General features: G+C 64.0%; 22 protein-coding genes. 16 read left to right on the plus strand and 6 right to left on the minus strand.

The window, feature by feature from the left end:
• Nucleotides 1-37 precede the first annotated feature (37 nt).
• The 5 genes from BM222_RS27755 (at nucleotide 38) to BM222_RS27775 (ending at nucleotide 6,513) form a co-directional block, all read left to right on the plus strand.
• On the plus strand, nucleotides 38-1,909 hold the full coding sequence (locus tag BM222_RS27755) for an AMP-binding protein (protein WP_092235147.1): 1,872 nt from the start codon (nucleotides 38-40) through the stop codon (nucleotides 1,907-1,909).
• Nucleotides 1,910-1,936: 27 nt separating this feature from the next.
• Complete coding sequence (locus BM222_RS27760) at nucleotides 1,937-3,064, plus strand: acyl-CoA dehydrogenase family protein (RefSeq protein WP_092235149.1); 1,128 nt, start codon at nucleotides 1,937-1,939, stop codon at nucleotides 3,062-3,064.
• A gap of 118 nt (nucleotides 3,065-3,182) precedes the next feature.
• A complete protein-coding gene (locus tag BM222_RS27765; RefSeq protein ID WP_092235152.1) occupies nucleotides 3,183-4,427 on the plus strand; it encodes an acyl-CoA dehydrogenase in 1,245 nt (414 codons plus the stop codon).
• Between the two features lie 9 nt (nucleotides 4,428-4,436).
• Nucleotides 4,437-5,681 carry an acyl-CoA dehydrogenase gene (locus tag BM222_RS27770; protein WP_092235155.1) on the plus strand — a complete coding sequence of 415 codons (1,245 nt, stop codon included), beginning with the start codon at nucleotides 4,437-4,439 and terminating at the stop codon, nucleotides 5,679-5,681.
• A gap of 130 nt (nucleotides 5,682-5,811) precedes the next feature.
• Nucleotides 5,812-6,513 carry a nitroreductase gene (locus BM222_RS27775; RefSeq protein ID WP_092235158.1) on the plus strand — a complete coding sequence of 234 codons (702 nt, stop codon included), beginning with the start codon at nucleotides 5,812-5,814 and terminating at the stop codon, nucleotides 6,511-6,513.
• A gap of 89 nt (nucleotides 6,514-6,602) precedes the next feature.
• Here BM222_RS27775 and BM222_RS27780 read toward each other — a convergent pair whose 3' ends face one another.
• Entirely contained in the window at nucleotides 6,603-7,151 is a 549-nt protein-coding gene (locus BM222_RS27780) for a sigma-70 family RNA polymerase sigma factor (protein WP_092235160.1), read from the minus strand.
• Complete coding sequence (locus BM222_RS27785) at nucleotides 7,151-7,384, minus strand: NepR family anti-sigma factor (RefSeq protein ID WP_177243502.1); 234 nt, start codon at nucleotides 7,382-7,384, stop codon at nucleotides 7,151-7,153. The genes BM222_RS27780 and BM222_RS27785 overlap by 1 nt, the downstream gene beginning before the upstream one ends.
• A gap of 208 nt (nucleotides 7,385-7,592) precedes the next feature.
• Between BM222_RS27785 and BM222_RS27790 the strand changes: the two genes are divergently transcribed.
• Nucleotides 7,593-8,399 carry a response regulator gene (locus BM222_RS27790; RefSeq protein WP_177243503.1) on the plus strand — a complete coding sequence of 269 codons (807 nt, stop codon included), beginning with the start codon at nucleotides 7,593-7,595 and terminating at the stop codon, nucleotides 8,397-8,399.
• A 101-nt stretch (nucleotides 8,400-8,500) separates the two neighbouring features.
• On the opposite strand, the gene BM222_RS27795 is transcribed toward BM222_RS27790, so the two are convergent.
• Nucleotides 8,501-9,376 carry an energy transducer TonB family protein gene (locus BM222_RS27795; RefSeq protein WP_244547268.1) on the minus strand — a complete coding sequence of 292 codons (876 nt, stop codon included), beginning with the start codon at nucleotides 9,374-9,376 and terminating at the stop codon, nucleotides 8,501-8,503.
• Nucleotides 9,377-9,537: 161 nt separating this feature from the next.
• Between BM222_RS27795 and BM222_RS27800 the strand changes: the two genes are divergently transcribed.
• The 3 genes from BM222_RS27800 (at nucleotide 9,538) to htpG (ending at nucleotide 12,800) form a co-directional block, all read left to right on the plus strand.
• On the plus strand, nucleotides 9,538-10,137 hold the full coding sequence (locus tag BM222_RS27800) for a nuclear transport factor 2 family protein (RefSeq protein ID WP_177243512.1): 600 nt from the start codon (nucleotides 9,538-9,540) through the stop codon (nucleotides 10,135-10,137).
• A gap of 251 nt (nucleotides 10,138-10,388) precedes the next feature.
• The gene (locus tag BM222_RS27805; protein WP_092235171.1) at nucleotides 10,389-10,811 is read left to right on the plus strand and encodes a hypothetical protein; all 423 of its coding nucleotides are present in this window, start codon (nucleotides 10,389-10,391) and stop codon (nucleotides 10,809-10,811) included.
• 114 nt (nucleotides 10,812-10,925) lie between these two features.
• Entirely contained in the window at nucleotides 10,926-12,800 is a 1,875-nt protein-coding gene (gene htpG, locus BM222_RS27810; protein ID WP_092235174.1) for a molecular chaperone HtpG, read from the plus strand.
• A 157-nt stretch (nucleotides 12,801-12,957) separates the two neighbouring features.
• On the opposite strand, the gene BM222_RS27815 is transcribed toward htpG, so the two are convergent.
• Nucleotides 12,958-16,092: an efflux RND transporter permease subunit gene (locus BM222_RS27815; protein ID WP_092235178.1), complete on the minus strand. Its 3,135-nt coding sequence runs from the start codon at nucleotides 16,090-16,092 to the stop codon at nucleotides 12,958-12,960.
• Between the two features lie 424 nt (nucleotides 16,093-16,516).
• On the opposite strand from BM222_RS27815, the gene BM222_RS27820 reads away from it, so the two are divergent.
• Entirely contained in the window at nucleotides 16,517-16,792 is a 276-nt protein-coding gene (locus BM222_RS27820) for a DUF3551 domain-containing protein (RefSeq protein ID WP_092235181.1), read from the plus strand.
• A 61-nt stretch (nucleotides 16,793-16,853) separates the two neighbouring features.
• Here BM222_RS27820 and BM222_RS27825 read toward each other — a convergent pair whose 3' ends face one another.
• The gene (locus tag BM222_RS27825; RefSeq protein ID WP_092235184.1) at nucleotides 16,854-17,834 is read right to left on the minus strand and encodes a Bug family tripartite tricarboxylate transporter substrate binding protein; all 981 of its coding nucleotides are present in this window, start codon (nucleotides 17,832-17,834) and stop codon (nucleotides 16,854-16,856) included.
• Between the two features lie 224 nt (nucleotides 17,835-18,058).
• On the opposite strand from BM222_RS27825, the gene BM222_RS27830 reads away from it, so the two are divergent.
• The 6 genes from BM222_RS27830 (at nucleotide 18,059) to BM222_RS27855 (ending at nucleotide 24,006) form a co-directional block, all read left to right on the plus strand.
• On the plus strand, nucleotides 18,059-19,873 hold the full coding sequence (locus BM222_RS27830; protein WP_092235186.1) for a long-chain-acyl-CoA synthetase: 1,815 nt from the start codon (nucleotides 18,059-18,061) through the stop codon (nucleotides 19,871-19,873).
• Nucleotides 19,874-20,024: 151 nt separating this feature from the next.
• A complete protein-coding gene (locus BM222_RS27835) occupies nucleotides 20,025-20,270 on the plus strand; it encodes an acyl carrier protein (RefSeq protein ID WP_092235189.1) in 246 nt (81 codons plus the stop codon).
• Complete coding sequence (locus BM222_RS27840; protein ID WP_177243504.1) at nucleotides 20,257-21,639, plus strand: class I adenylate-forming enzyme family protein; 1,383 nt, start codon at nucleotides 20,257-20,259, stop codon at nucleotides 21,637-21,639. The genes BM222_RS27835 and BM222_RS27840 overlap by 14 nt, the downstream gene beginning before the upstream one ends.
• Nucleotides 21,632-22,354 carry an SDR family NAD(P)-dependent oxidoreductase gene (locus BM222_RS27845; protein WP_092235195.1) on the plus strand — a complete coding sequence of 241 codons (723 nt, stop codon included), beginning with the start codon at nucleotides 21,632-21,634 and terminating at the stop codon, nucleotides 22,352-22,354. The genes BM222_RS27840 and BM222_RS27845 overlap by 8 nt, the downstream gene beginning before the upstream one ends.
• 126 nt (nucleotides 22,355-22,480) lie before the next feature.
• On the plus strand, nucleotides 22,481-22,681 hold the full coding sequence (locus tag BM222_RS27850) for a hypothetical protein (protein WP_092235352.1): 201 nt from the start codon (nucleotides 22,481-22,483) through the stop codon (nucleotides 22,679-22,681).
• A gap of 173 nt (nucleotides 22,682-22,854) precedes the next feature.
• Nucleotides 22,855-24,006, plus strand: a complete 1,152-nt coding sequence (locus tag BM222_RS27855) for a DUF3095 domain-containing protein (RefSeq protein ID WP_092235198.1) — start codon at nucleotides 22,855-22,857, stop codon at nucleotides 24,004-24,006.
• On the opposite strand, the gene BM222_RS27860 is transcribed toward BM222_RS27855, so the two are convergent.
• The gene (locus tag BM222_RS27860) at nucleotides 24,003-24,443 is read right to left on the minus strand and encodes a DUF2147 domain-containing protein (protein ID WP_092235202.1); all 441 of its coding nucleotides are present in this window, start codon (nucleotides 24,441-24,443) and stop codon (nucleotides 24,003-24,005) included. The genes BM222_RS27855 and BM222_RS27860 overlap by 4 nt on opposite strands.
• Between the last annotated feature and the right edge of the window lie 90 nt (nucleotides 24,444-24,533).

Raw genomic sequence — 24,533 nt, forward strand, 5'->3', positions numbered from 1 at the left:
AAGATCCGTTCAGGGCAATAATTCCGGGAGACGCAAAATGAGTGGAAGCGCGGCGGCGGTGATGGCAAGGCCCGCCTTTCGCAAGGTCGACTGGCTCGCGCGCGACATCGATGTCGAGCGGCGCGCTGACGGCACGGTGGTGCTGAGGTCGCGCATTCCCTTGCAGGCCTACGAAAAGCATCTTCCGGCTTCGCTCGCGAAATGGGCGAAGGAAGCGCCCGAACGCATCTGGCTCGCGCAACGCGGCGGGCCCGATCGCGAGTGGCGCAAGGTTTCCTACGGTGAAGCCAAGCGCACCGTTGATGCGCTGACGCAGGCGCTGCTGAACCTCGAACTCGACGGGCGCCCGGTCGCGATCCTCTCCGGCAATTCGATCGAGCACGCGCTGATGACGCAGGCCGCGATGCAGGCGCGCGTCCCGGCGGCCCCGGTGTCGCCGGCCTATTCGCTGATGAGCCACGATCACCTCAAGCTGAAATACCTGTTCGACCTGATCAAGCCAGCCGTGGTGATGGTGCAGGACGGCGCGGTCTTCGAGAAGGCGCTGAAAGCGCTCGATCTCACCGGTGTCACAGTCGTTCACGTCTCGCGGTCCTGTCAGGGCATCAAGAGCGTCAGCTTTGCCGATCTCGCCGCAACGCCCGTGACTAAGGATGTCGAAGCGTCGATCGCCGAGATTACGCCCGATACGGTCGGCAAGCTGCTGTTCACGTCGGGCTCGACCGGCATGCCCAAGGCCGTGATCAACACGCAACGCATGATGTGCGCCAATGCGGCCATGATGATGCAGGTGCGGCCGCGCATGCCCGGCGGCCCTCTGGCCACTGTGCTCGACTGGATGCCGTGGAATCACACCATGGGCGGCAATGCCGCGTTCCATCCGGTGCTGATTGATGGTGGCACGCTCTATATCGACGAAGGCCGACCGATGCCGGGTCAATTCGAGGAGACGATCAGGAATCTTCGCGAGATCTCGCCGACCTATTACGCCAACGTGCCGGCCGGCTACGCCGCGCTCGCGTCGGCCATGGAGAAGGACGACGCGCTGTGCCGCTCGTTCTTCAAGAACCTTTCGATCATGGCCTATGGCGGCGCGCGATTGCCCGACGATCTCTATGACCGCATGCAGACGCTGGCCGTGAAGACCACCGGGGAGCGCATCGTGTTCTACACCGGCTGGGGTTCGACCGAGACCGCGCCGACCTCCACCGGCACCTATTGGGATACCGAGCGCGTCGGCCTGATCGGCCTGCCGTTCCCCGGCGTCGAACTGAAGATGGTACCATGCGGCTCCAAGTACGAGCTGCGCCTGCGCGGCGTCAACGTCACGCCCGGCTATTTCGGCCAGCCTGACCTGACCAGGAAGATGTTCGACGAGGAAGGCTTTTACTGCATTGGCGATGCCGGCATCTTCGTCGACGAGTCCGACCCGGTGAAGGGCATCATCTTCGCGGGGCGTGTCGTGGAAGACTTCAAGCTCACCACCGGCACCTTCGTGCATGTCGGTTCGCTCCGCACCGACGCGATCGCGGCTGCGACGCCCATCGTGCATGACGCGCTGGTCGCGGGACAGGATCGCGCTTTCATTGGCCTTCTGGCGTGGCCGAACCTGCACGCTTGCCGCCAGCTCGTCGGCAATCCCGATCTCGGCTTCGAGGATGCGGTGAAGCATCCTGACGTGATCGCCTGCTTCAGGCGCGGGCTGGAGGTTCACAACAAGGAGTGCGAAGGCGCCAGCAGCCGCATCATCGCGCGCGCGATGTTGATGGCCGAGCCGCCCTCGATCGACGGCAACGAGCTCACCGACAAGGGCTACATCAACCAACGCGCCGGCCTCGAGCGTCGCGCGGCGCTGGTCGAGCGGCTCTACGCCGACAAGCCGGATCAAGACGTCATCATTCTCAAGTAACCGACACCAACAGCACGGACACGCGCCATGAACTTCGATTTCTCCGACGACCAGAAGCAGCTCCGTGATCAGGCGCGCAAATTTCTGGCCGAGAAGTGCTCGCCCAAGGCGGTGCGCGTCGTCCTGGACGGCAAGGCGCCGTATGACAAGGAGCTGTGGAAGGGCCTTGCCGAGATGGGCTTCCTGGGCGTCGCGATCCCCGAGGAATTTGGCGGCGCCGGTGCGGGCCACCTCGAGCTCTGCGTGATTGCCGAAGAGATGGGCCGGGCCAATGCGCCGGTGCCGTTCTCCTCGACCGTGTATCTCGCTGCCGAAGCACTGCTGATCGCAGGGAGCGACGCGCAAAAGAAGAAGTGGCTTCCCGCAATCGCCACGGGCGAGGCGATCGGCACGCTGGCGCTGTTCGAGGGCAAAGGCAATCCCACGCCGAAGAACGTGAAGCTGACGGCCGCGAACGGCGCGCTCAATGGCGTCAAGAAGCCGGTGCCGGATGGCGCCATCGCCAACTTCGCTGTCGTCGCTGCCCGCACGGGATCAAGTGGGCGCGAGAATGACATCTCGCTGTTCCTGGTTGATCTCAGGGACCGCGGTGTCGAGGTCAAAAGCTTGACCAATCTCGATCCGACCCGCGGGCAGGCCGAGATCGCGTTCAACGACTGCAAGGCCGAGCCGCTCGGCGGGGCCGGCGAAGGCTGGAGCATCTTGACTCAGGTGCTCGACCGCGCGGCGGTGCTCTGTGCCTTCGAGCAGGTCGGCGGCTCCGACCGCACGCTGGAGATGGGCCGCGACTACGCGCTCGATCGCATCGCCTTCGGCCGCCAGATCGGATCGTTCCAGGCCATCAAGCACATGTTGGCGGATATGTACGTGTCGGCGACGCTGGCACGTTCCAATAGCTACTATGGCGCCTGGGCGCTCTCGACCAACGCCGCCGAGCTGCCGGAAGCCGCGGCCGCCGCGCGCATCAGCGCGACGCAGGCGTTCCAGCATTGCGCCAAGAACAACATCCAGGTTCACGGCGGCATGGGTTTCACGTGGGAATTCGACTGCCACATGTACTACCGCCGCGCCAACGCGATGGCGCTCGGCCTTGGCAGCTTGTCCTATTGGGAAGATCAGCTGATCGACCGCATGCGCAAGAAGAACGCGGCGTAATCAGGGTTCGTAGGGTGGGTTAGCGCAGCGTAACCCACCATTGCCAATTATGAGGACGGACGGAAGTGGTGGGTTACGCCTTCGGCTAGCCCACGCTACGAAGAGCAAGAGAAATCCGATGAACTTCGACGACACCCCGCAGGAAGCGGAATTTCGCAGCCAAGCGCGCGCGTGGATCGATGCCAACGCGCCCAAGCAGTACGAGGAGGAACTGCGCAAATCCTCGCTCGGCCGCACCGTGCTCAAGAACGCCAATATTCTTGATGTCGCAAAGGCCTGGCAAAAGAAAAAAGCCGATGCCGGCTGGGCCTGCCTGCATTGGCCGAAGGAGTATGGCGGCCGCGGCTCGTCGCCGATCGAGCGCGTGATCTGGCAGCAGGAAGAAGGGCCGTTCGGCCAATTGTCCCGCATGTTCATCATCGGCCACGGCATGTGCGGGCCGACCATGATGGCGTTCGCGCGCGAGGAGCATAAGCGCACCTATCTGCCGCCGCTCGCATCGGGCGAGAAGGTGTGGTGCCAGCTGTTCTCCGAGCCCGCCGGTGGCTCCGACGTCGCAGGGCTGCGCACGCGCGCCGAAAAGGATGGCGACGATTGGGTCGTCAACGGACAGAAGATCTGGACCTCGGGTGCGCACTATTCCGACTTCGGCATCCTGCTCACCCGCACCGATCCCACCGTGCCCAAGCACAAGGGGCTCACCATGTTCTTCCTGGACATGAAGAGCCCGGGCGTTGAGATCAGGCCGATCAAGCAGGCGAGCGGAGCCTCCGACTTCAACGAGGTCTATTTCACCAACGTCCGCATCCCCGATCATCAGCGCCTCGGCGAGGTCGGCGACGGCTGGAACGTCTCGCTGACCACGTTGATGAACGAGCGCAGCGCGATCGGCGCCGCCGTCTCGACTGGTTTCCCTGAATTGTTCGAGTATTGCTCCGGCCTGATGCTCGAGGAAGGCCCGGCGATCGAGGATCGTGCGGTGCGCTCGAAACTGGCGAATTGGGCGGTGAAGGCGAGCGGGCTGAAATACACCAGCATGCGTGCCATCTCGGCGTTGTCGAGGGGCCAGCGCCCGGGTCCGGAGAACTCCATCGGCAAGCTGGTCGCGGGCTCGATGATCCAGGATGTTGCGACCTACGCGCTGGATCTGCAAGGCGCGAACGGCGTGGTCAGCGGCGAGGATGCCGAGCTGGCCGGCCGTTTCCAGGCGATGCTGCTGCGCGCGCCGGGCACGCGCGTCGAAGGCGGCACCGACGAGATCATGCGCAACATCATCGCCGAGCGTGTGCTGGGTCTGCCCGGCGACATCAGGGTCGACAAGGACGTGCCGTTCAACAAGATCCCGACCAAGGGAAGAGGGTAGAGGTCCGCCATGAATTTCGACGACACCCCGCAGGAAGCTGCCTTCCGCGAGACCGCACGTAAGTGGGTCGATGCCAACGCGCCGAAGGAGTTCGAGCAGGAGCTGTCAAAGTCTTCGCTCGGCCGCATCAGGCTTGCGAAGCATGACATGGTCGAGGTCGGCAAGGCCTGGCAGAAGAAGAAGGCGGAGGGCGGATGGGCCTGCCTGCACTGGCCCAGGGAATATGGCGGCCGCGGCGCGACGCCGATCGAGCGCGTGATCTGGCAGCAGGAGGAGGGCGTCTACGGCAAGCTGACGCAACCGTTCCAGATCGGCGAGGGCATGTGCGGTCCGACCGTGATGGCCTGGGGCAGCGAGGAGGCCAAGCGCCGCTATCTGCCGAAACTCGCCGCGGGCGAGGAGATCTGGTGCCAGCTTTTCTCCGAGCCGTCCGCCGGCTCCGATGTCGCCGGCCTGCGCACGCGCGCGGAGAACAGGGGCGACAGCTGGGTCGTCAACGGCCAGAAGATCTGGACGTCAGGCGCGCACTACTCCGACTACGGCCTGTTGATCGCGCGCACCGATCCAAATGTGCCCAAGCACAAAGGCCTCACCATGTTCTTCCTGGACATGAAGAGCCCGGGCGTCGAGGTCCGCCCGATCAAGCAGGCCAACGGCATGCAGGAGTTCAACGAGGTCTATTTCACCGACGTGGTGATCCCCGATAGTCAGCGGTTAGGGGCGGTCGGCGAGGGCTGGAGCGTGTCGCTGACCACGCTGATGAACGAGCGCATGTCGATCGGTGCGCGGCTCGCGACCGGCGTCCCCGAGATGTTCGAGTTCTGCTCGAAGTTGATGCTGGAGAACGGGCTCGCGATCGACGATCCGGCCGTGCGATCGAAGCTCGCGAGCTGGGCGGTGAAGTCGAGCGGGTTGAAATACACGAGCTACCGCGCGATCTCGGCGCTGTCGAAGGGCGAGCGGCCGGGACCGGAAAACTCCATCGGCAAGCTGGTGTCGGGCCTGATGCTCCAGGAGATCGCGGCCTACGCCATGGACCTCCAGGGCGCGGCCGGTGTTTTCACAGGCGGCGACGAGGAGATTGCGCACGGCCAGTTCCAGCAGATGCTGCTGTCCTCGCCCTCGATGCGTATCGCCGGCGGCACCGACGAGATCCTGCGCAACATCATCGCCGAGCGCGTGCTGGGTCTGCCTGGCGACATCAGGGTCGACAAGGACGTGCCTTACAACAAGATCCCGACCAAGGGACGGTGAATTGATCTTGTAGGGTGGGTTAGCCTTGCGGCCGTGCGAAGCGCGGTCCGGTGGGCGTAACCCACCTCTTTGGTTCACAAGAGACAGAAGTGTTACGCCTTCCCACCCTTCGAAGAGCGCGAGCAAATTCATGGATGCAGAAGTGAGCCAGACCCAAGACCGCATCGACGTGCTCGAAGAGCTCCTCAACGAGCGCTACTCCGTCCGCGCCTTCCTGCCCAAGGAGGTCGATCGGCCCACCATCGAGCATGTGCTGACCACCGCACAGCGGACCGCGTCCTGGTGCAACAGTCAGCCCTGGCAGGTCATCATCGCCAGCGGTGAGGCGAAGGAGCGCTTCCGGCAATTGATCTACAAGGAGGCCTCGGCTGGTTTCGGCGACGATTATGATTTCACGCCGCCGCGCGAATATGTCGGGATCTATCTCGAACGCCGCCGCGAGAGCGGCTTCCAGCTCTACAACACGCTCGGCATCCCGCGCGGGGACAAGATGGGCTACGCCAAGCAGGCGCTGGAGAACTACAATTTCTTCGGTGCGCCGCATGTCGCCATCATTCACACCGACGAGCCGCTCGGCATCTACGGCGCGATCGATTGCGGGGCCTACGTCTCCAATTTCATGCTCGCGGCCCAGGCGCTCGGGCTCGGCACGATTCCCCAAGCCGCACTTGCGCGCCATTCCGGTCTGATCCGGCGCCACTTCAACCTGCCTGATGACCGCCGCGTCGTTTGCGGCATCTCGTTCGGATATGCCGACGTCGCGCACAAGGTCAACAGCTACCGTACCTCGCGGGCAACGGTGGCCGACACGGTGACGTTCGTCGAGAAGTGAGCGCGACAATCGCCGATCACACACACGCATGCCAAGACGGCCGCGCGAACGGCCGTCTTTACAGCTGTCGTCTTCAATCGATTGACGCGCTATCCGCCGCTGCCGCCGATCACGGCGCGCACGGTCTCGTCGGGCCCGAAATCCTCGGCGCCGTCGACATAGAGCAGCGCTGCGAGCTTCGAGCGCGCGCGGTTGACGCGGCTCTTGATGGTGCCGACCGCACAGCCGCAGATCGAGGCCGCATCTTCATAGGAGAAGCCGGAAGCGCCGACCAGGATCAAGGCTTCGCGCTGGTCCTGCGGAAGCTTTTCGAGCGCACTGCGAAACTCCTCGAACTCGAGATGGGCGTTCTGCGAAGGCTGCGTCTTCAGCGTCTTGGCATAGTTGCCCTCGGCGTCCTCGACCTCGCGGCGCCGCTTGCGATAGTCGGAGCGGAACAGGTTGCGCAGGATCGTGAAGAGCCATGCGGGCAGGTTGGAGCCGGGCTGGAACGAGTCGATGTTGGCGAGCGCGCGCAACAGCGTCTCTTGCACCAAATCGTCGGCCCGATCCGCATTGCCGCTGAGCGAGATCGCGAACGCGCGCAGGCTCGGCACGGCCGCCAGGATGTCGTCACGCAGGGAGTTCGTGAGAGGCATTAGTCCCTCCCATTATTGTCGTTAGAGCCCCCAGCTCCATTCTCGTTTTGGGATACACCTCCCGGCGCATCAAGCTTTTTGATGAGCTCCGCGAACCGGTCCGGCACCCCCTGCCGTACGACGTCGTCGTACATCGCGCGCAGTTGGTGCCCGATCCGGGACTGGATCTCCGGAGTTAGGCCTCCCTTGCCGGGGGTCGTGCTTTTGCTGGCTTGAGACTTGAGATCTTTCATGACCTGTTCCACGTTTCCCCGAGTTAAGTGACTGCAAAGTCGATAGGTTTTCTCAACCGGGAGCCGTTCCCTGGACGAGTTCAATTCGACGTCCGACAAAAAGTTCCGCCCTCGGCGGAACTTTTGTTGGCCTGAGGCGTAAACAGCCCAGCAGGGGAACCCGGGCCCCCCGTGTTGCCAAGCCGGCCCGAAGATGAATGGAGTGGGGATGTCCCGTTCACAGCTCGTTGCTGAACACTTGCCGTTGCTGCGTCGGTATGCGCGGGCCCTGACGGGCAGCCAAGCCTCCGGCGACGCCTATGTCGCAGCCATGTTGGAAGCCATGCTGGGGGACCCCTCGGTGCTCGACGAGAGCCATGGGCCTCGCGCCGGCCTGTTCCGGCTGTTCACCCAGATCTGGAATTCGGTCTCGGTCAACGACGATTCCGAAGTTGCGACGCTGCCGATGCCGCCTGAGCGGCGGTTGTCCAACATCACGCCGCTGCCGCGCCAGGCCTTCCTGCTGCTCTCGCTCGAGGGGTTTTCCGAAGAAGAAGTTGCCTTTGTGCTCGGCACCGACGTCGCCGAGACCCGGCGGCTGGCCGACGCGGCAGGTCGCGAGATGGCGGCCGAGATCGCCACCGACGTGCTGATCATCGAGGACGAGACCTTCATCGCCATGGATCTCGAGAGCCTGGTGAAGAATCTCGGCCACAACGTCGTCGGCGTCGCGCGCACCCATGCCGATGCCGTGGCGCTGGCCAAGAACAAGCGGCCGGGTCTGATCCTCGCCGATATCCAGCTCGCCGACGGTTCGTCGGGCCTGGATGCGGTCAACGAACTGCTCCGTACCTTCGAGGTGCCGGTGGTGTTCATCACCGCCTATCCGGAGCGCTTCCTCACCGGCGAGCGTCCGGAGCCAGCCTTCCTGATCTCAAAACCGTTCCAGCCCGCGATGGTGTCGGCGGTGGCAAGCCAGGCCCTGTTCTTCCAGCGCAACTCGCGCAACCGCGCGCCGAAGGCGCCGGCGGCTTGACGAGGCGCCGGCGGCGTAAGCAGGCCTCTATCGATACCGAAAACGGCGCGTCGCAAGGCGCGCCGTTTTTGCGTGTAAGGGAGAGTTATTTTTGCTCTGACTCAGCAGCCGCGGCAAATGCTGCGAAGCATGGAATTCAGCTTGGTATCGTTCGGTCCGGGGGATTTCGCATTCAGCTTGGCTTGGCCTTCGATCCAGGATTGGAGCAATCTTTCCTGCTCCGGCGACGGCCCCAGGTTTAGCCGTGTCCCGTCGAAAGCCATGAGGACGGTCACTCTCTGCAGATCATCTTTCGCCCCGGCAGGCGGCCTCGGGAACGGCACGGATCGCTCGACCATGGCGAGGGCGGCGGCATCCAGCGGCGCGGAGCCGGTGCTTTCAACCAAGGCGCTCGAGATCAGCTTGCCAGAACGATCGACCACGAATGTGACGCCGGCATCGGCCTTCTGACCGACAGCCTCTGGGGGAAACGTCCTGTTGCGCCAGACATGCTCGGTAACGGCCTTGCGCCAGGCAGTCATCGGTTCGGCCTCGGTGAGAGAGGGATCCGGCTTGCTCAACAGGATCGCGAAGGGCGACACCTGGAATTGTCGGCCGGTGAAGACAATCGGCACGGTGAACGAGAACGACTGGTCCTTCAATTCCGAAGGCGGTGCCGGAAAGGGTTCGGCGCGGGCGATGATCATGAGCGCCGCATCGTCGAGCGCCCGCGAGCCGGCGCTTTCCGTCAACGCCCGCGAAATCAATTTGCCTGACCGGTCGATGGAGAATGCGACCTTGGCTTGGCCGGTTTGTCCCAATCCGTTCGCTGGAAAAAACTTGTTGCTGGCGATATGCGCCGCAATCCCTGCCTTCCACGCTTTGACATTCTCGCTCTGGGTATCGGTCTGTGCGGAGGCGGGGAACGCCGCCAGCAGCCCGAAAAGCGCGGCCAATAACGGGGATTTCATCTGCATCGCGGCAATACTAGTCGCCATCAGGTTGATTGCAAGGTTCGCTACGCGTATCGCGCTTCGTCGTTGTGGGCAATTCGAACGGCTGCGAGCCATCGCACGCTTGACGGCAATCTTATTGCCCCGTTGATATCTCGCCGCGATGACATCGCTCGCCGCTTCAAGCCATCCGGAGACTTCGCATGTTGGACCAGCAACTGCTCGACCGCCTCGCCATCCGCGACCTCGTCGAGAACTGGGCGGTGTGGCGCGATGCCGGTGATTGGGAGCGGTTTGCCACGGTCTGGCACGAAGAGGGCTGGATGTCCGCGACCTGGTTTCAGGGGCCGGCGCGAGATTTCATGCGGGTCAGCCAGGAAGGCTTTGCCAGGGGCGTGCGCATCCTGCATTTCCTCGGCGGCATCAGCATCGATCTCGCCGGCGAGCGGGCGATTGCCCAGACCAAGATGACGATCTCGCAGCGGGCCCTGGTACACGACGTGCTCTGCGACGTCGTCTGCACCGGGCGATTCTACGATTTCCTGGAGAAACGAAAGGGCCAATGGGGCATCGTCCGCCGTCAGCCGATCTACGAGAAGGACCGGATCGACCCGGTTGATCCCGCCGCGACACTCCGTCTCGACCAGCAGGCGCTCGCCGCGCTGCCGGAAGGCTATCGCCATCTCGCCTACATGCAGGAATTGATCGGTTACAAGGTCAAGCGTGACATGCCGGGCCTGATCGGCCCCGAGGTTGAGAAGCTCTATGGCGAGGGGCGGGATTGGCTGGCGGGGAAGGCGAAGTAAACACCAGACAAAAGTAAGGCGCGACTGGCATCACCACAGTCGCGCCCTACGTCGCCGGCTTATGGGGCAGGGGGGAATAGCCGGCTGTTGAGACGACTCACGGGCCCCGAAGTCGTTCCAGGCGGTTGCGAAATTTTTTGTGCGGATTGGCGTGAATTTGGCACACGGTTAAGTGATCTTAACCTCTGGGAAACTCCGGTCCTCTCCTCGCGTTGTTCCCGCGATCGCCATGGGGCGAGGGACCGACAGCCATGCCACAGATTCAACAGGTATTTCTGGGTGCCGTCGCACTCGTCGCAACGCTTGGGGTCGTCCAGGTTGGCGCCGTGCAACTGGCCTCTGGCCAGGATATGGCCGACCGCTGGCAGGCGGTCACCGGCTCAACCTCGGGCCGAAACGTCGCAAGTGAGAATGTCAATCGCGCCGGCAAGTCCGATCGCCTGGGTGCCCTGAAACCTTCAGCGGTTCCCACCCGCACCGTCTCGATGCGGCTCAATGACCTTGCCGATACGTCCGTGCTGTTGCGCGTCCCCTCGGTCGTCGAGACCGGCAATGCGAAGCCGGCTCCCCTGCTGCTGAAGCCCGGCCGCAAGCCGACGATCGCCTGCGAGCCCATGGTCAGCTCCCTGACCGAAGTCGCAAAACTGCTCCAGCCCGGCCGCTGCGTGACCTGATCCGCGTCGTCAAAACCGCCTTCCGTCGGGATGGCATTTGGCGTGCCCACTTGATCCCCCATTCCATCGCGTTATATCCGGGCTTTCTCCACTTCTGATTGACCGGGTAAACGCATGACGACGTCCGATACGGCCACGCACACGCAGCCTTTCCAGGCCGAGGTCTCCGAGCTGCTGCACCTGATGGTGCATTCCGTCTATTCTGAAACCGACATTTTCCTGCGCGAGCTCGTCTCCAATGCATCGGATGCCTGCGACAAGCTGCGCTATGAGGCGATCGCCAATCCGGCCTTGCTGGGCGAGGGCGACGCGCTCAAGATCCGGATCGTCCCGAACAAGGCGGCGGGAACGCTGACCGTTGCCGACAACGGCATCGGCATGGAGCGGCAGGAGCTGATCGACCATCTCGGCACGATTGCCCGCTCCGGCACCAAGGCGTTCGTCTCGAAGCTGAAGGAGGCCAAGGACGGCCTCGGCCTGATCGGCCAGTTCGGCGTCGGCTTCTATTCCGCCTTCATGGTCGCCGACAAGATCGTCGTGATCAGCCGCCGCGCCGGTGAGAGCGACGTCTGGACCTGGACGTCCTCAGGCGGCTCGGGCTTCGAGATCGCGCGCGCCAGTGACGAGGAAGCGGCGCGCGTGGCGCGCGGCACCGAGATCGTCCTGCATCTGAAGGACGACGCCAGGAAATATCTCGAAACATACGAGATCGAGCGCATCGTTGGCGCCTATTCCGACAATATCCTGTTCCCGATCGAGCTGGTGCCTGGCGAAGGCGACCCTCGCCAGATCAACTCAGCGAGCGCGCTATGGCAGCGTTCGAAATCCGAACTTTCGGCTGATGATTACAAGAAGGCCTATCAGCAGATCGGATCCGCTTTCGACGATCCCGCGATGACCCTGCACTACCGTGCCGAAGGCCGCTACTCCTACGCCGTGCTGCTGTTCGCGCCGTCGACCAAGCCGTTCGACCTGTTCGAGCCGAACCGCAAGGGCCGCGTCAAGCTCTATGTCCGCCGCGTCTTCATCACTGACGATGCCGACCTGCTGCCGGGCTACCTGCGCTTCATCCGCGGCGTCGTGGACAGCGAGGATCTTCCGCTCAACATCTCGCGCGAGATGCTCCAGAACAATCCGCAGCTGGCGCAGATCCGGAAAGCGGTGGCGACCCGCGTCGTCAACGAGCTCGAAAGCCTTGCCGAGAAGGACGCGGAGAATTTCGCAAAGATCTGGGACGCCTTCGGTGCAGTGCTGAAAGAGGGCATCTACGAGGATTTCGAGCGCCGCGAAAAGCTGCTCGCTCTGTCGCGCTTTACCACCACGGCCGGTGAGAAGCGCGCGCTCAAGGACGTCGTCGCCGATTTCAAGCCGAACCAGACCGAGATCTATTATCTTGTCGGCGAGAGCATCGAGCGGCTGAAGGCCAGTCCACGACTGGAAGCTGCCACCGCGCGCGGCATCGAGGTGCTGCTGCTGTCCGATCCCGTCGATGCGTTCTGGACCTCGATGCCGACGGAGTTCGAGGGCAAGCCGCTGAAGTCATTGAGCCAGGGCGACCTCAATCTCGACCTGATTCCGCGCGTCGACGACAAGGACGAGGCGAAGAAGGACGAGCCCGAGGCGGATGAGGCCGCCACCATCGCGGTGATCAAGGCCGCGCTTGGCGAGCGCGTCAGCGACGTCAAGGCCTCGACCCGTCTCACCAGCTCTGCCTCCTGCCTCGTCGCCGATAGCCAGGGCCCGAGCCGCGAGCTCGAGCGAATCCTGGCGCAGCAGAACCGCGGCATGCGGACCAAGCCGATCCTGGAGATCAATCTGCGCCACCCGATGGTCACGGCGATCACCAAGGCGCAGGCCGGCTCGAAGACGGTCGACGATCTCAGCCTGCTCCTGCTCGAGCAGGCGCAGATTCTGGATGGCGAGCTGCCGGAAGATCCGGCCGCGTTCACCGCGAGGCTCAACCGGCTGGTGTTGCAGGGGCTCGGGTGAGACCCGTCGTATCCCGTCATTGCGAGGAGCCAGCGACAAAATTGCGAAGCAATTTTGCGCCTGGCGACGAAGCAATCCAGACTCTCTCCCCGGAGACAATCCTGGATTGCTTCGCTGCGCTCGCAATGACCGAGGAGCTGGCAGGAGCGCCGCCTACCTACTCCGCCGCGTCCTTCTGTCGTTCACTCTCTACCTCGACTTCCGGCTTGCTCGCCATCCAGCGTGACAGCGCGTTGGAGAAGCGGTCGAGGTAGAGATAGACGACGGGCGTCGTGAACAAGGTCAGTGCCTGGCTGACCGCGAGGCCGCCGACCATGGCGTAGCCGAGCGGCTGGCGGATCTCCGCGCCGGTGCCGGTGCCCAGCATCAGCGGGACGCCGCCGAGCAGGGCCGCCATCGTCGTCATCATGATGGGGCGGAAGCGCAGCAGCGCGGCCTGGCGGATCGACTGCTCCGGGGTCAGATGCTGCTCACGCTCGGCGGCAATGGCGAAGTCCACCATCATGATGCCGTTCTTCTTGACGATGCCGATCAGGAGGATGACCCCGATCAGGGCGATCAGGCTGAAATCGAAGCCTGATATCATCAGGATCGCGATCGCGCCGACTCCGGCCGATGGCAGCGTGGACAGGATGGTCAGCGGGTGGATGTAGCTCTCGTAGAGCACCCCCAGCACCAGATAGACCACGACGAGAGCGGCGAGGATCAGCATCGGCACGGTGCCGAGCGATTGCTGGAATGCCTGCGCGGTGCCCTGGAAGCTCATGGACAGCGTCGGCGGCGCGCCCATCTCGCCCACCGCGCGCATCACGGCGGCGGTTGCCTGTCCCAGCGCAACGCCTTCGGCAAGGTTGAAGCTAATCGTCACTGCGGGAAACTGGCTTTGATGTGCGATGGCGAGCGGGCGCACGGGGTCGTCATTCCAGCTGCAGATCACCGAGAGCGGAACTTCGTCGCCGGTCAGGGGCGACTTGATGTAGAGCTTGTCGAGCGTGTCGAGCTTGCCTTGCAGCGCAGGAGTGATCTCGAGGATCACGTGATAGCTGTTGGTCTGCGTGAAATATTGCGCCACCTGGCGCTGGCCGAAGGCATCATAGAGCGTGTCGTCGATCAGCTGCGGCTGGATGCCGTAACGCGCGGCGGTGTCGCGGTTGATCGTGAGCTGCAGCGTGGTGCCCTCGGTCTGCTGGTCGGTCGCGACGTCGCGAAGCTCCGGGAGGCCCTTCATTTCCGTCAGGATCTTCGGTGCCCAGGCGTTCAGCTCGGCCAGATTGGCGTCCTGCAGCGTGAACTCGAACTGAGTGCGGGTCGCGCGGCCGCCGAGCCGCACGTCCTGCGAGGCCTGCATATAGAGGCGCGCGCCCTCGACCTTGGCGAGCTTCGGCCGCAGCCGCGCGATGATCTGCTGCGCATTCGCGTCGCGTTCCCCGATCGGCTTCAGCGTGACATACATGCGCCCCGAATTCAGCGCCGTGCCGCCTCCGCCGATGAACATCGCGATGGAATCGACGGCAGGGTCCGCCTGCACGATGGCATTGAGCTCTTCCTGCCGCCGCTTCATCTCGGCGAAGGAGATGTCCTGGGGCATTTCCGACACCGCGGTGAGGAAGCCGTTGTCCTGTTGCGGAAAGAAGCCCTTCGGGATCAGGATGAACAGCAGCGCCGACAGCGCGACCGTGGCAAAGAACACGCAGAGCGTAATGAGGCTGTGCCGCAGAGCGAGGTCGAGCCCGCGCTCATAGGCGCCAAGCAGACGCTCGAACAGCTGCTCGCTCCATCGGTAAAAGCGGCCGCTGCGGGCCTCGTGGTCCGAGCGCAGAAAACGCGACGCCATCATCGGCGTCAGGGTCAGCGACACCACGAGGGAGACGAAGATCGCCATCGACAGCGTCACCGCAAATTCGCGGAACAGCCGGCCGATGATGCCACCCATCAGTAGCAGCGGGATCAGCACGGCGACCAGCGAGATGCTGATCGAGACGATGGTGAAGCCGATCTCGGCGGCCCCCTTGTAGGCGGCGGTGACGGGGTTCTCGCCCCGCTCGACATATCGCGTGATGTTCTCCAGCATCACGATGGCGTCGTCGACCACGAATCCGACCGCGATGGTCAGCGCCATCAGCGAGAGATTGTCCAGCGAATAGCCGAATACCCACATCAGCGAGCAGGCGCCGAGCAGCGCCAGCGGCACGGTGATGCTCGGGATGATCGTGGCCCAGAAGCTGCGCAGGAAGACGAAGATCACCATGACCACCAGCATGATGGTGATCATCAGCGTGATCTGCACGTCGTCGACGGCGTCGCGGATGGTGATGGTGCGGTCGCTGATGATCTTGATGCCGATCGCGGGCGGGATCGCCGCGATCAGCCGCGGCAGTCTCTGCTTGATGCGGTTGACCGTCTCGATGACATTGGCGCCGGGCTGCTTGAAGATGACGAGGAACACGCCGCGTTTGCCGTCGGCCCAGGCCGCGGTCTTCATGTCTTCCGGTCCCGACACCGCCTCGCCGATGTCGCGGATCCGCAAAGGCGCGCCGTTGCGATAGGCGACGATGACGTCCTGCCATTGGCTGGCCTCGAGCAGCTGGTCGTTGGCGTAGACGGTGTAGGCGCGCCTGGTGCCGTCGATATTGCCCTTCGGGCTGTCGGTGGTCGCGATGGCGATCTGGTTGCGCACGTCCTCCAGCGACAGGCCCTTGGCGACCAGCTTGGCCGGATCGACCTGGATGCGCACCGAGGGTTTCTGCTGCCCGCCGACGAACACCTGGGCGACGCCGGGAATCTGGCTGATCTGCTGCGCGAGCTGGGCGTCGGTGCGGTCGCTGACGGTGGTCAGCGGCAGCGTGTCCGAGCTTGCCGACAGGATCATGATCGGGGAATCCGCCGGATTGACTTTGCGGTAGGTCGGCGGCGAGGGCAGATTCTTCGGCAGTTGGCCGCTCGCGGCGTTGATCGCGGCCTGCACGTCGTTGGCGGCCGCATCGATCAGGCGGTTGAGATCGAACTGGATGGTGATCGAGGCCGAGCCGAGCGAACTCGTCGACGTCATCTGCGTGATGCCGGGAATTTGCGCGAGCTGGCGCTCGAGCGGCTGCGCCACCGATGACGCCATGGTTTCCGGGCTGCCGCCGGGAAGCGACGCGGAAACCTGGATGGTCGGAAAGTCGACCTGGGGCAGCGGTGCGACCGGCAGCAGGGGATAGGCGACGAGGCCCACGAACAGGATGCCGGCCATCAGCAGCGAGGTGCCGATCGGATAGCGGATGAACGGAGACGAAAAGCTCTCTTGCATGCCCTGAGCCCACGGACCGGCCAGCGCATCTTGGCCCCGCTCACAGCGGCGCTGCGCCCGAAGCCCGAGCGCACATGTGCGTTTCCTTCAGCCCATATGTTTGTTGATCGCCCTGGAACATCAGGGGTCCGGGGCGGCGTTATGATCGCAAGACTAGTCCTTTCGCCCGGGCGTGCGAACGGTTTCCTGCCCCAGTCACGTGCGACCTTTGTCGAAGGACTGACGTGGCGAGATATGCGTTCAGTGCAGGCTCGGCACGGAGCGCCTTCGCGGTTTCGGATCGCCAGGGCAACGTGTCGGACCGGTTTTGCTGCAGGTCACAAGCGGGAGAGGTATAAATAGGAACGGTCGCTTCTTCCGCGCTGTTGTGCCATATCGAAATGGCATAACGCTTGCCGTTGCCACCGCTTTAAGGACATGTCCGATGCGCCTGCCGCTCCTGATCGTCACTGCCGTTGCCACGCTGTTCGTTGCGGCAGATGCCAGCGCCCAGCGCTACGATCCACACTATCCGGTGTGCATGCACGTTTACTCGGGCGGTCTTCGCGGTGGCGGCGGCGACTGGTTCGACTGCTCCTTCACGTCAATGCCGCAGTGCCGGGCCACCGCGTCCGGCCTCGCTGCAACCTGCGACATCAACCCATATTATGCCTTCGATCAGCCGCCGCCCCCGCGCCGGCACCACAAGCGGGCGTACTAAAGGTCTGCGATGCCGTCGTTCGGGATGAACATCCGTCCGTTTGGCGCGCAGAAGCCGCAGGCTATTCCTTCCTGATTCCCGACAGCTCCACCACCTTGCGCCAACGCTCGGTCTCGGCGGTCAGCATGCCGCCGAACTCGCCTGGATTGCCGTGCAGCGGGATCGCGCCGAGCTCGGCGATGCGGGCCTTGATCCCGGCGTCGGATAGCGCCATGTCGATCTCGCGATTGAGCAGGTCGACGATCTCGCGCGGCGTGTCAAAGGGTGCGCCGACGCCGTAGAACGAAGACGTTTCGTAGCCGGCTAGTGTGTCGGCGATGGGCGGCACGTCAGGAAGGATGTCCGATCGCTCGCGCGTTGTGACGCCGAGCGCACGAAGCTTGCCGGCGCGCACCAGCTCAAAAGACGAGGTCACGTTGTCGAACATGCCCTGGATCTGGCCGCTCATCACGTCGGTCAGGCCGGGTGCGGAGCCGCGATAGGGCACGTGGGTGAACTGAACGCCCGCCATGGACTTGAACAGCTCGCCGGAGAGATGCAGTGACGTGCCGATGCCCGAGGAGGCAATCGACATCTTACCGGGATTGGCCTTGGCGTAGGCGATGAAGTCGGCGACGCTCTTCACCGGCAAATCGTTGTTGACGACGAGCACCAGCGGAATGCGTGCGACGCCGGCGACCGGCGTTATGCTCTTGGCGAAATCGTAAGGCAGTGTCGGATCGAACGAGGCGTTGATCGCATTTGCGGTCGAGGTCAGCAGCAGCGTGTAGCCGTCCGGCGTGGACGTGATCACCGCCTGCGTGCCGATATTGCCGCCGGCGCCCGGCTTGTTCTCCACGATGAAGCTCTGTCCGAGCCGGTCGGACAGGCGCTGGCAGATCAGCCGGGACAGCACGTCGGTCGCCCCGCCCGGTGCATAAGGCACCACCCATTTCACGCTGCGCGAAGGATAGGACGGGTTGCCAATCGCAAAGGCACGCGGCGCCGCGAGCGCAGCCCCGGCACCGGCGGCGATTTGAAGGAAATGTCGCCTGCTCATCATCGTCCGCGTCTCCGCTCTCTCTGTCCCTTCCCCCCTTGTGCGAGAGGGAAGCTTCGGCACCTCATGAGATATTGCAAGTAGCGCGAGACCGCACGCCGATCCGGTCGGCTTGGTAAAGGACGACTAGAGTTAATCCTGCACCGTCAGGCTTTTACCTTGTCTCTTAACACCTGGGCAGGGCGCGCGAGCTAAGCTGCCGCAACCAGCAGACAGGTTCCGGAAGAATGAACGGCATGAGCACCGGTGTCATCGAACAGCCGAAAGCCGCGCGCGCACCCTCGGCTTCAAAGATCTGGCTGAAGGCGATCGAGCTGACCGCGCGGATCGAGAAATTGCCGGGCCGCTTGTTCGCAGATGTCGTCGACGATTGGGCACGGCGCCAGCCCGACCACATCGCGCTGGTCACGGACGACGCCAGACTCGACTATGACGCGCTGTCGAAACGCATCAATCGCTATGCGCGCTGGGCGCGCTCGGTTGGCGTGGTCAAGGGCGACACCGTCGCGCTGATCATGACCAACGGCATCGATTATGTCGCGGCGTGGCTCGGCATCAGCCGCGTCGGCGGCGTGGTGGCACTGATCAATACCAGGCTGGTCGGGCAATCTCTCGCGCATTGCCTCGACGTCGCAAAGCCTTCGTATATCATCGTCGCGCACGAGATGATGGAGATGCTGGAGAGCGCCACGCCGCATCTGAGGACAGAGGCCAAGATCTGGACCCATGGCGATGCCCGCAGCGAGCGCGCGATCGACGTTGCGCTCGCCGTGCTTGATGACGGGGCGCTGTCGCCGGAAGAGCGCGGCGACGTCACCATCGATGATCGTGCGCTGCTGATCTACACCTCGGGCACGACAGGCCTGCCGAAGGCCGCCAGCATCAGCCATCGTCGCATTCTCAATTGGGGCTTCTGGTTCGCCGGTCTGGCCGGTGCGACGCCGCAGGATCGGCTCTATGATTGCCTGCCGCTGTTCCACTCGGTCGGAGGCATCGTCGCGCCGTGCAGCATGCTTGCCGCCGGCGGCTCGGTGGTGATCGCGGAGAGGTTTTCGGCCTCGAACTTCTGGTCCGACATCGTCAGGCACGATTGTACGCTGTTTCAATATATCGGCGAGCTCTGCCGCTATCTGCTCAAGGCGCCGCCGTCCGAATATGAGAATCGTCATCGGCTGCGGCTAGTGTGCGGCAACGGTCTGCGCGGCGACATCTGGGAGGATTTCCAGAGCCGTTTCGCCATCCCGCGCATTCTCGAATTCTATGCCGCGACCGAAGGCAATTTCTCGCTGTTCAACGTCGAGGGGCAGCCTGGCGCAATCGGCCGCATTCCGCCGCTGCTGGCCCATCGTTTCCCGGCTAGCCTCGTCAAGCTCGACCCCGACGGCGGTGCTCCGCTGCGCAACGAGGAGGGCCTCTGTGTCCCTTGCGCCCGCGGCGAGGCGGGTGAGGCCATCGGTCGCATCGGCAAGGCGGACGAGGGCGGCGGCCGCTTCGAGGGCTATACCGATGCCGGCGAGACCGAGAAGAAGATTCTGCGCGACGTCTTCGCCAAGGGCGATGCCTGGTTCCGCACCGGCGACTTGATGCGGCTCGACGACAAGGGCTTCTTCCATTTCGTCGATCGCATCGGCGATACCTTCCGCTGGAAAGGTGAGAACGTCGCGACATCGGAGGTCAACGACGCCGTGCGCGATTTCGCGGGCGTGGTTGATGCCACCACCTACGGCGTGAGCATTCCCGGCACCGACGGTCGCGCGGGCATGAGCGCGATCGTCGTGAACGAGGGATTCGATATTGAAGCGCTGCCAGCCCATCTCGCGCAGCGCCTGCCGGTTTACGCCCGTCCCGTCTTCATCCGCATCTCGCGCGAGCTCGATGCGACCGAAACGTTCAAGCAGAAGAAGGGCGAGCTCGCCCGCGCAGGCTTTGACCCGGGTGCGATAGCGGAACCGCTTTTCATGCTCGAGCCGAGATCCGGCGCTTACGTTCCGCTCGATTCCGGAACTTTTGCGCAGATCGTGGGCGGCGCGATCAGGCTGTAGCCGCAGCAAAATTGCCAGATAGGTCCAATTTTATCCGAATTGTCCAAGAGGCCATTTACTTCTGTCTGGTAAACAGGTGCCATGGGAGGCGGTCATCCGAGAGCCGCCGCAAGAAGCACGATCGATTAACTAACTCAGAGGCAAGCCAGCCATGTCGGTAAGGTCCAAGGTCATCGAGGCGATCCAGCAGATCGCCAAGGAGCAGCAGGTCACGCTTCCCGCCCTCTCGGACGATTTGTCCCTGCAGGAGACGGGGTTCGACTCGCTCGCCTTCGCAATCCTCGTCGCGCGACTCGAGGACGAGACCGGCGTCGACCCCTTCACCATTTCCGAGGACGCCGCGTTCCCCGCCACCGTGGGTGATTTCGTGCGGGCCTACGAAAATGTCCCCGCCTGAGATCTTTGCGCTCCGCAACCATCTCGGCACGGAGCTGACCGGCCGCACCCTGTCGGATGCCCACGATGTCGTGTCGCTGACGGACATCCTGTCGCAGACGGTCCTCGGTGGCCGCCTGCGCGAATTGTCCGGCCGCGCGGTGCTGCTGAAATTGTCCGACCAGCTCCGTTCCGGCGTTGCGATGATCGAGCTCGACGGCATCGCCCGACGCATGCTGCTGTGCCCGCCGGATCTCAACCCGGCCCATCTGGACGCGCTGATCGCGGATGCCGGGATCGATGCCGTCGTCACCGACGAGCCCGATCGTTGGGCCGCGACCGGCGTGTCGCTGGTCGTCATCGCACAGTTGCCGCTTCAGCCCGCGGACCCTGCCGAGACCGAACGCGCCACAGAATGGCTGATGCTCACCTCGGGCACCTCAGGCGTGCCCAAAGTCGTCGGTCACACGCTGGAAGCGCTCACCGGCGCCATCGTCGCCGAGGGTCCCGCAAAGGGACCCGCGCCCGTTTGGGCCACGTTCTATGACATTCGCCGCTATGGCGGCCTGCAGATCTTCCTCCGCGCCATCCTCTCGGGCGGCTCGATGGTGTTGTCTGACCCGCATGAGGCGCTCCCCGATCACGTCGCACGGCTGATTGCGCGCGGCGTCTCACACATCTCCGGCACGCCTTCGCACTGGCGCAAGCTCCTGATGAGCGGCTCGGCCGCGCAATTCAAGCCGGGCTATGTCCGGCTCTCCGGCGAGATCGCCGACCAGGCGGTGCTCGATGGCCTGAAGGCGGCCTTCCCCAATTCCTCCATCGGCCATGCCTACGCCTCGACCGAGGCCGGCGTCGGCTTCGCCGTCAATGACGGGCTCGAAGGCTTTCCGGCCAATTATCTCGGCAACCGCAATGGTGTCGAGATGAAGGTCGTCGACGGCTCGCTTCGCATCCGCTCGACCCGCACGGCACACGCCTACATTGGCCGCGACGCTGCGGCGCTCACCGATAGCGAGGGGTTCGTCGACAGTGGCGACATCGTCGAATTGCGCGGCGACCGCTACTATTTCGTCGGCCGCCGCGGCGGCATCATCAATATCGGTGGGCTGAAGGTTCATCCCGAAGAGATCGAGGCGGCAATCAACCGTCACCCTGACGTGCTGATGTCGCGGGCCAAATCCCGCCGCAGCCCGATCACCGGCGGCATCGTCGTTGCCGACGTGATCCTCGCTGACGGCACCGATCAGGCGCGGGCGAAAGAGATCCGCGACCAGATCCTGGATCAGTGCCGCGCGCAGCTTGCGTCGCACAAGGTGCCGGCGGTGATCCGCTTCGTCGAGGCGCTCGATGTCACCCCGGCCGGCAAACTGGCGCGCACCGATGCATAATGTTCTCGTCACCGGCGGCAGCCGCGGCATTGGTCTTGCGATCGGCAAGCGCCTGGTGGGTGCCGGCTACAACGTGATTGCAGCCGCGCGGCGCGAGAGCGACGAGCTCAAGGCCGCGATCGGCGTCTCCGAGGGGCGACTGCATTTCCGCGCCTGCGACCTCGCCGCGATCGACGCGATCCCGGCTTTCGCAAAGCTCGTCCGCGACGAGTTCGGTCCGACCTACGGACTCGTCAACAATGCCGGCCTCGGCACCGAGGGGCTGCTCGCGACCATGCACAATTCGCAGATCGAGGCGCTGGTGCAGCTCAACGTGCTGTCGCCGATCATCCTCACCAAATATGTCGCGCGTCAGATGATGGCCGATGGCGCCGGCCGCATCATCAACATCTCCTCGATCATCGCGACGACAGGCTATAATGGCCTGTCGGTCTACGGCGCGACCAAGGCTGCTGCCACCGGCTTCACCCGCTCGCTCGCGCGCGAAGTCGGCAAGCTCGGCATCACCGTGAACGCGATCGCGCCCGGATTCATCGATACCGAGCTCACGCATAATCTCTCCGACGACGGCCGCAAGCGGATCGCCAGCCGCAGCGCGCTGCGCCGCCTGCCGGAGACCGACGACGTCGCGCGCATGGTGGAATATCTGCTCGGCGAGGGCGGTCGCAACGTGACAGGTACGGTGTTCACGATCGACGCCGGCAATACGGCGTAACCGGAGCCCGGCGGACACAATTGCCTTGATCTGGCCCGATGACATCATGCCGGATTTGGTCGTAAGATGCCGCGTCATCGAATGCGTTACGTCAATCGAACTGCCCTAAACGACAGGGAGCAGTCCATGGCCTCTCGAAGTCTCGGCCAAACGCCTATGGAGCCGTCGCCCGCGAAACTGGACGACGCGCGCTGCCCGCCGATGTCGCATCAAAACTCCGGCGGCCACGGCCATGAAATGTACCCGCAGCAATTCGTGCGGCTGATCGGCTGTCATGACACGCCGGCGTCAAGCTTGCGCAAGTGCCAGGACGAGAAGCTGCACTAACGCGCTAGCCCGCGACATTGCCGACGAACGGCGCCGGGCCAGCCTGCTCCGGCATCTTGTTGTCGTCGTCCATTTCAGCCAATGATGCCTTGTTGCTCGGGAAAGCCGGCAGGTGAACCCCGATCGATCTCGCCCCGTATCTGTTCTCGTGCAAACCTGACCGGCTTCCTGCGATGACAGCCGACTCCTTTTACGGCAGCATCCCCGTTTTCCGGGGCTTCACCCAGCTGATGGAGCCGAAACTCTATTCGCCGCTGCCGGACGACTGGAGCGTCGGTGTCGCCGACATCGTCGATTCCACCAAGGCGATCGCGGCGCAGCGCTACAAGGCAGTCAACATGGCCGGCGCCGCCGTGATCGCGGCGGTGACGAATGCGCTCGAGGGACGCGAATTTCCCTTCGTGTTCGGCGGCGACGGCGCGAGCTTTGCGGTCGCGCCCGGCGAGCTCGAAGCCGCTCGCGAAGCTTTGGCTGCGACGGCGACCTGGGTCCGGGAAGACCTCGACCTGAAGATGCGCGTCGCGCTGGTGCCGGTGAGTGCCATCCGCGCAAAAGGTCTCGACGTGCGCGTCGCGCGTTTCGGTCCGTCGGCCAACCTGTCCTATGCGATGTTCTCCGGCGGTGGGCTCGCCTTCGCCGACGCCGCGATGAAGCGTGGCGAGTTCGCCGTCGCTGAGGCGCCCGGGGGGACGCAGCCCGATCTTTCCGGCCTGTCCTGCCGCTTCGAGTTGATGCCGGCCTCGCGCGGGCTGATTCTGTCGGTGCTGGTAATGCCCGCGCGCGACGCCGATCCGCTGGCGTTCCGAAGAGTGATCGAGGACATCATCCATCTGGTCGAGCGCAGTCCGGATGCGGGGCGTCCCGTGCCGCCGCAGGGGCCGCCGCTGAAATGGCCGCCGCAGGGGCTGGACTACGAGGCACGGGCGATCCGGGGAGGCTCGTTGCTCAAGCGCCGCGCAGGCCTGCTCGCCTATACGTTCTTTGCTTATGTCCTGATGCGCTTCGACATCAAGGCCGGCGGCTTCCTGCCGAAAGTCTACAAGCGCCAGGTGGTCGAGAATTCCGACTTCCGCAAATATGACGACGGCCTGCGCATGATTCTCGACTGCACGCCGGAGCTCGAACGCGCCTTGAGCGATCGTCTCGTCGCCGCTGCGCGCGACGGCATCGTGCGCTATGGGCTCTATCAGCAGGATGCCGCGATGATGACCTGCTTCACGCCCTCGGCGTTGCGGAGCGACCACGTTCACTTCATCGACGGTGCGCGCGGCGGTTACGCGTCGGCGGCCGCGGCACTCAAGGCGATGATGGCGGCTGCGAGCTAGTGTTCCGCGCGCGTCCAGGTCTCGCCGCCGCAGAGCGCGCCGACGCAGCCTTCGACGCGCAGCGTCTCTGCCCCGGTCACGGTGATGCTGCTCGCATAGGTGCTGCCGTCATCGGCATTGTAGATCTGGCCCGACCATTTGTTCGATCCTGCCGGCTGCATGCCGGAGAATAATGGCAGGCCGATCATCGAGCGCTTGGCGAGCGTGGGATTGGGATTCTTGCTGTCGGTTGCGGGCTGGCCGGTCGCGGTGTCGTACGGCTCTTTCAGCCAGATGATGACGCCGCAGAGGCCGCCGCCGCATTTGCTGATTTTCACGCGGGCATCGCCCGCCTGGGTCAGCCAGGTCCCGCTCGCGCCGGCGCTCTGTGCATGGGTGGCCGGTGCGCTGGACAGCGCAGCCAGAAGGGCGGTGAGAGCGGCAAATCTGCGGGACATGGGAGGGGGCCTCGGAATGGAGTGCCTCCAATAGCAGTATTTTCGAGCCATGCAACGTCTGATGGAATCACATTGTTGCGTTCATTTGCC

The organism is Bradyrhizobium sp. Gha (genome assembly GCF_900113735.1).
Classification (GTDB): Bacteria; Pseudomonadota; Alphaproteobacteria; order Rhizobiales; family Xanthobacteraceae; genus Bradyrhizobium.

What these genes read in the sequence shown, in the direction of transcription:
- BM222_RS27785 (WP_177243502.1), bottom strand. Translation starts at nt 7,384, where the DNA reads ATGAAAGATCTCAAGTCTCAAGCCAGCAAAAGCACGACCCCCGGCAAG.
- BM222_RS27850 (WP_092235352.1), top strand. Translation starts at nt 22,481, where the DNA reads ATGGCCTCTCGAAGTCTCGGCCAAACGCCTATGGAGCCGTCGCCCGCG.
- BM222_RS27755 (WP_092235147.1), top strand. Translation starts at nt 38, where the DNA reads ATGAGTGGAAGCGCGGCGGCGGTGATGGCAAGGCCCGCCTTTCGCAAG.
- BM222_RS27815 (WP_092235178.1), bottom strand. Translation starts at nt 16,092, where the DNA reads ATGCAAGAGAGCTTTTCGTCTCCGTTCATCCGCTATCCGATCGGCACC.
- BM222_RS27790 (WP_177243503.1), top strand. Translation starts at nt 7,593, where the DNA reads ATGTCCCGTTCACAGCTCGTTGCTGAACACTTGCCGTTGCTGCGTCGG.
- BM222_RS27770 (WP_092235155.1), top strand. Translation starts at nt 4,437, where the DNA reads ATGAATTTCGACGACACCCCGCAGGAAGCTGCCTTCCGCGAGACCGCA.
- BM222_RS27825 (WP_092235184.1), bottom strand. Translation starts at nt 17,834, where the DNA reads ATGATGAGCAGGCGACATTTCCTTCAAATCGCCGCCGGTGCCGGGGCT.
- BM222_RS27795 (WP_244547268.1), bottom strand. Translation starts at nt 9,376, where the DNA reads ATGGCGACTAGTATTGCCGCGATGCAGATGAAATCCCCGTTATTGGCC.
- BM222_RS27860 (WP_092235202.1), bottom strand. Translation starts at nt 24,443, where the DNA reads ATGTCCCGCAGATTTGCCGCTCTCACCGCCCTTCTGGCTGCGCTGTCC.
- htpG (WP_092235174.1), top strand. Translation starts at nt 10,926, where the DNA reads ATGACGACGTCCGATACGGCCACGCACACGCAGCCTTTCCAGGCCGAG.
- BM222_RS27775 (WP_092235158.1), top strand. Translation starts at nt 5,812, where the DNA reads ATGGATGCAGAAGTGAGCCAGACCCAAGACCGCATCGACGTGCTCGAA.
- BM222_RS27820 (WP_092235181.1), top strand. Translation starts at nt 16,517, where the DNA reads ATGCGCCTGCCGCTCCTGATCGTCACTGCCGTTGCCACGCTGTTCGTT.
- BM222_RS27805 (WP_092235171.1), top strand. Translation starts at nt 10,389, where the DNA reads ATGCCACAGATTCAACAGGTATTTCTGGGTGCCGTCGCACTCGTCGCA.
- BM222_RS27855 (WP_092235198.1), top strand. Translation starts at nt 22,855, where the DNA reads ATGACAGCCGACTCCTTTTACGGCAGCATCCCCGTTTTCCGGGGCTTC.
- BM222_RS27780 (WP_092235160.1), bottom strand. Translation starts at nt 7,151, where the DNA reads ATGCCTCTCACGAACTCCCTGCGTGACGACATCCTGGCGGCCGTGCCG.
- BM222_RS27840 (WP_177243504.1), top strand. Translation starts at nt 20,257, where the DNA reads ATGTCCCCGCCTGAGATCTTTGCGCTCCGCAACCATCTCGGCACGGAG.
- BM222_RS27845 (WP_092235195.1), top strand. Translation starts at nt 21,632, where the DNA reads ATGCATAATGTTCTCGTCACCGGCGGCAGCCGCGGCATTGGTCTTGCG.
- BM222_RS27765 (WP_092235152.1), top strand. Translation starts at nt 3,183, where the DNA reads ATGAACTTCGACGACACCCCGCAGGAAGCGGAATTTCGCAGCCAAGCG.
- BM222_RS27835 (WP_092235189.1), top strand. Translation starts at nt 20,025, where the DNA reads ATGTCGGTAAGGTCCAAGGTCATCGAGGCGATCCAGCAGATCGCCAAG.
- BM222_RS27760 (WP_092235149.1), top strand. Translation starts at nt 1,937, where the DNA reads ATGAACTTCGATTTCTCCGACGACCAGAAGCAGCTCCGTGATCAGGCG.
- BM222_RS27830 (WP_092235186.1), top strand. Translation starts at nt 18,059, where the DNA reads ATGAACGGCATGAGCACCGGTGTCATCGAACAGCCGAAAGCCGCGCGC.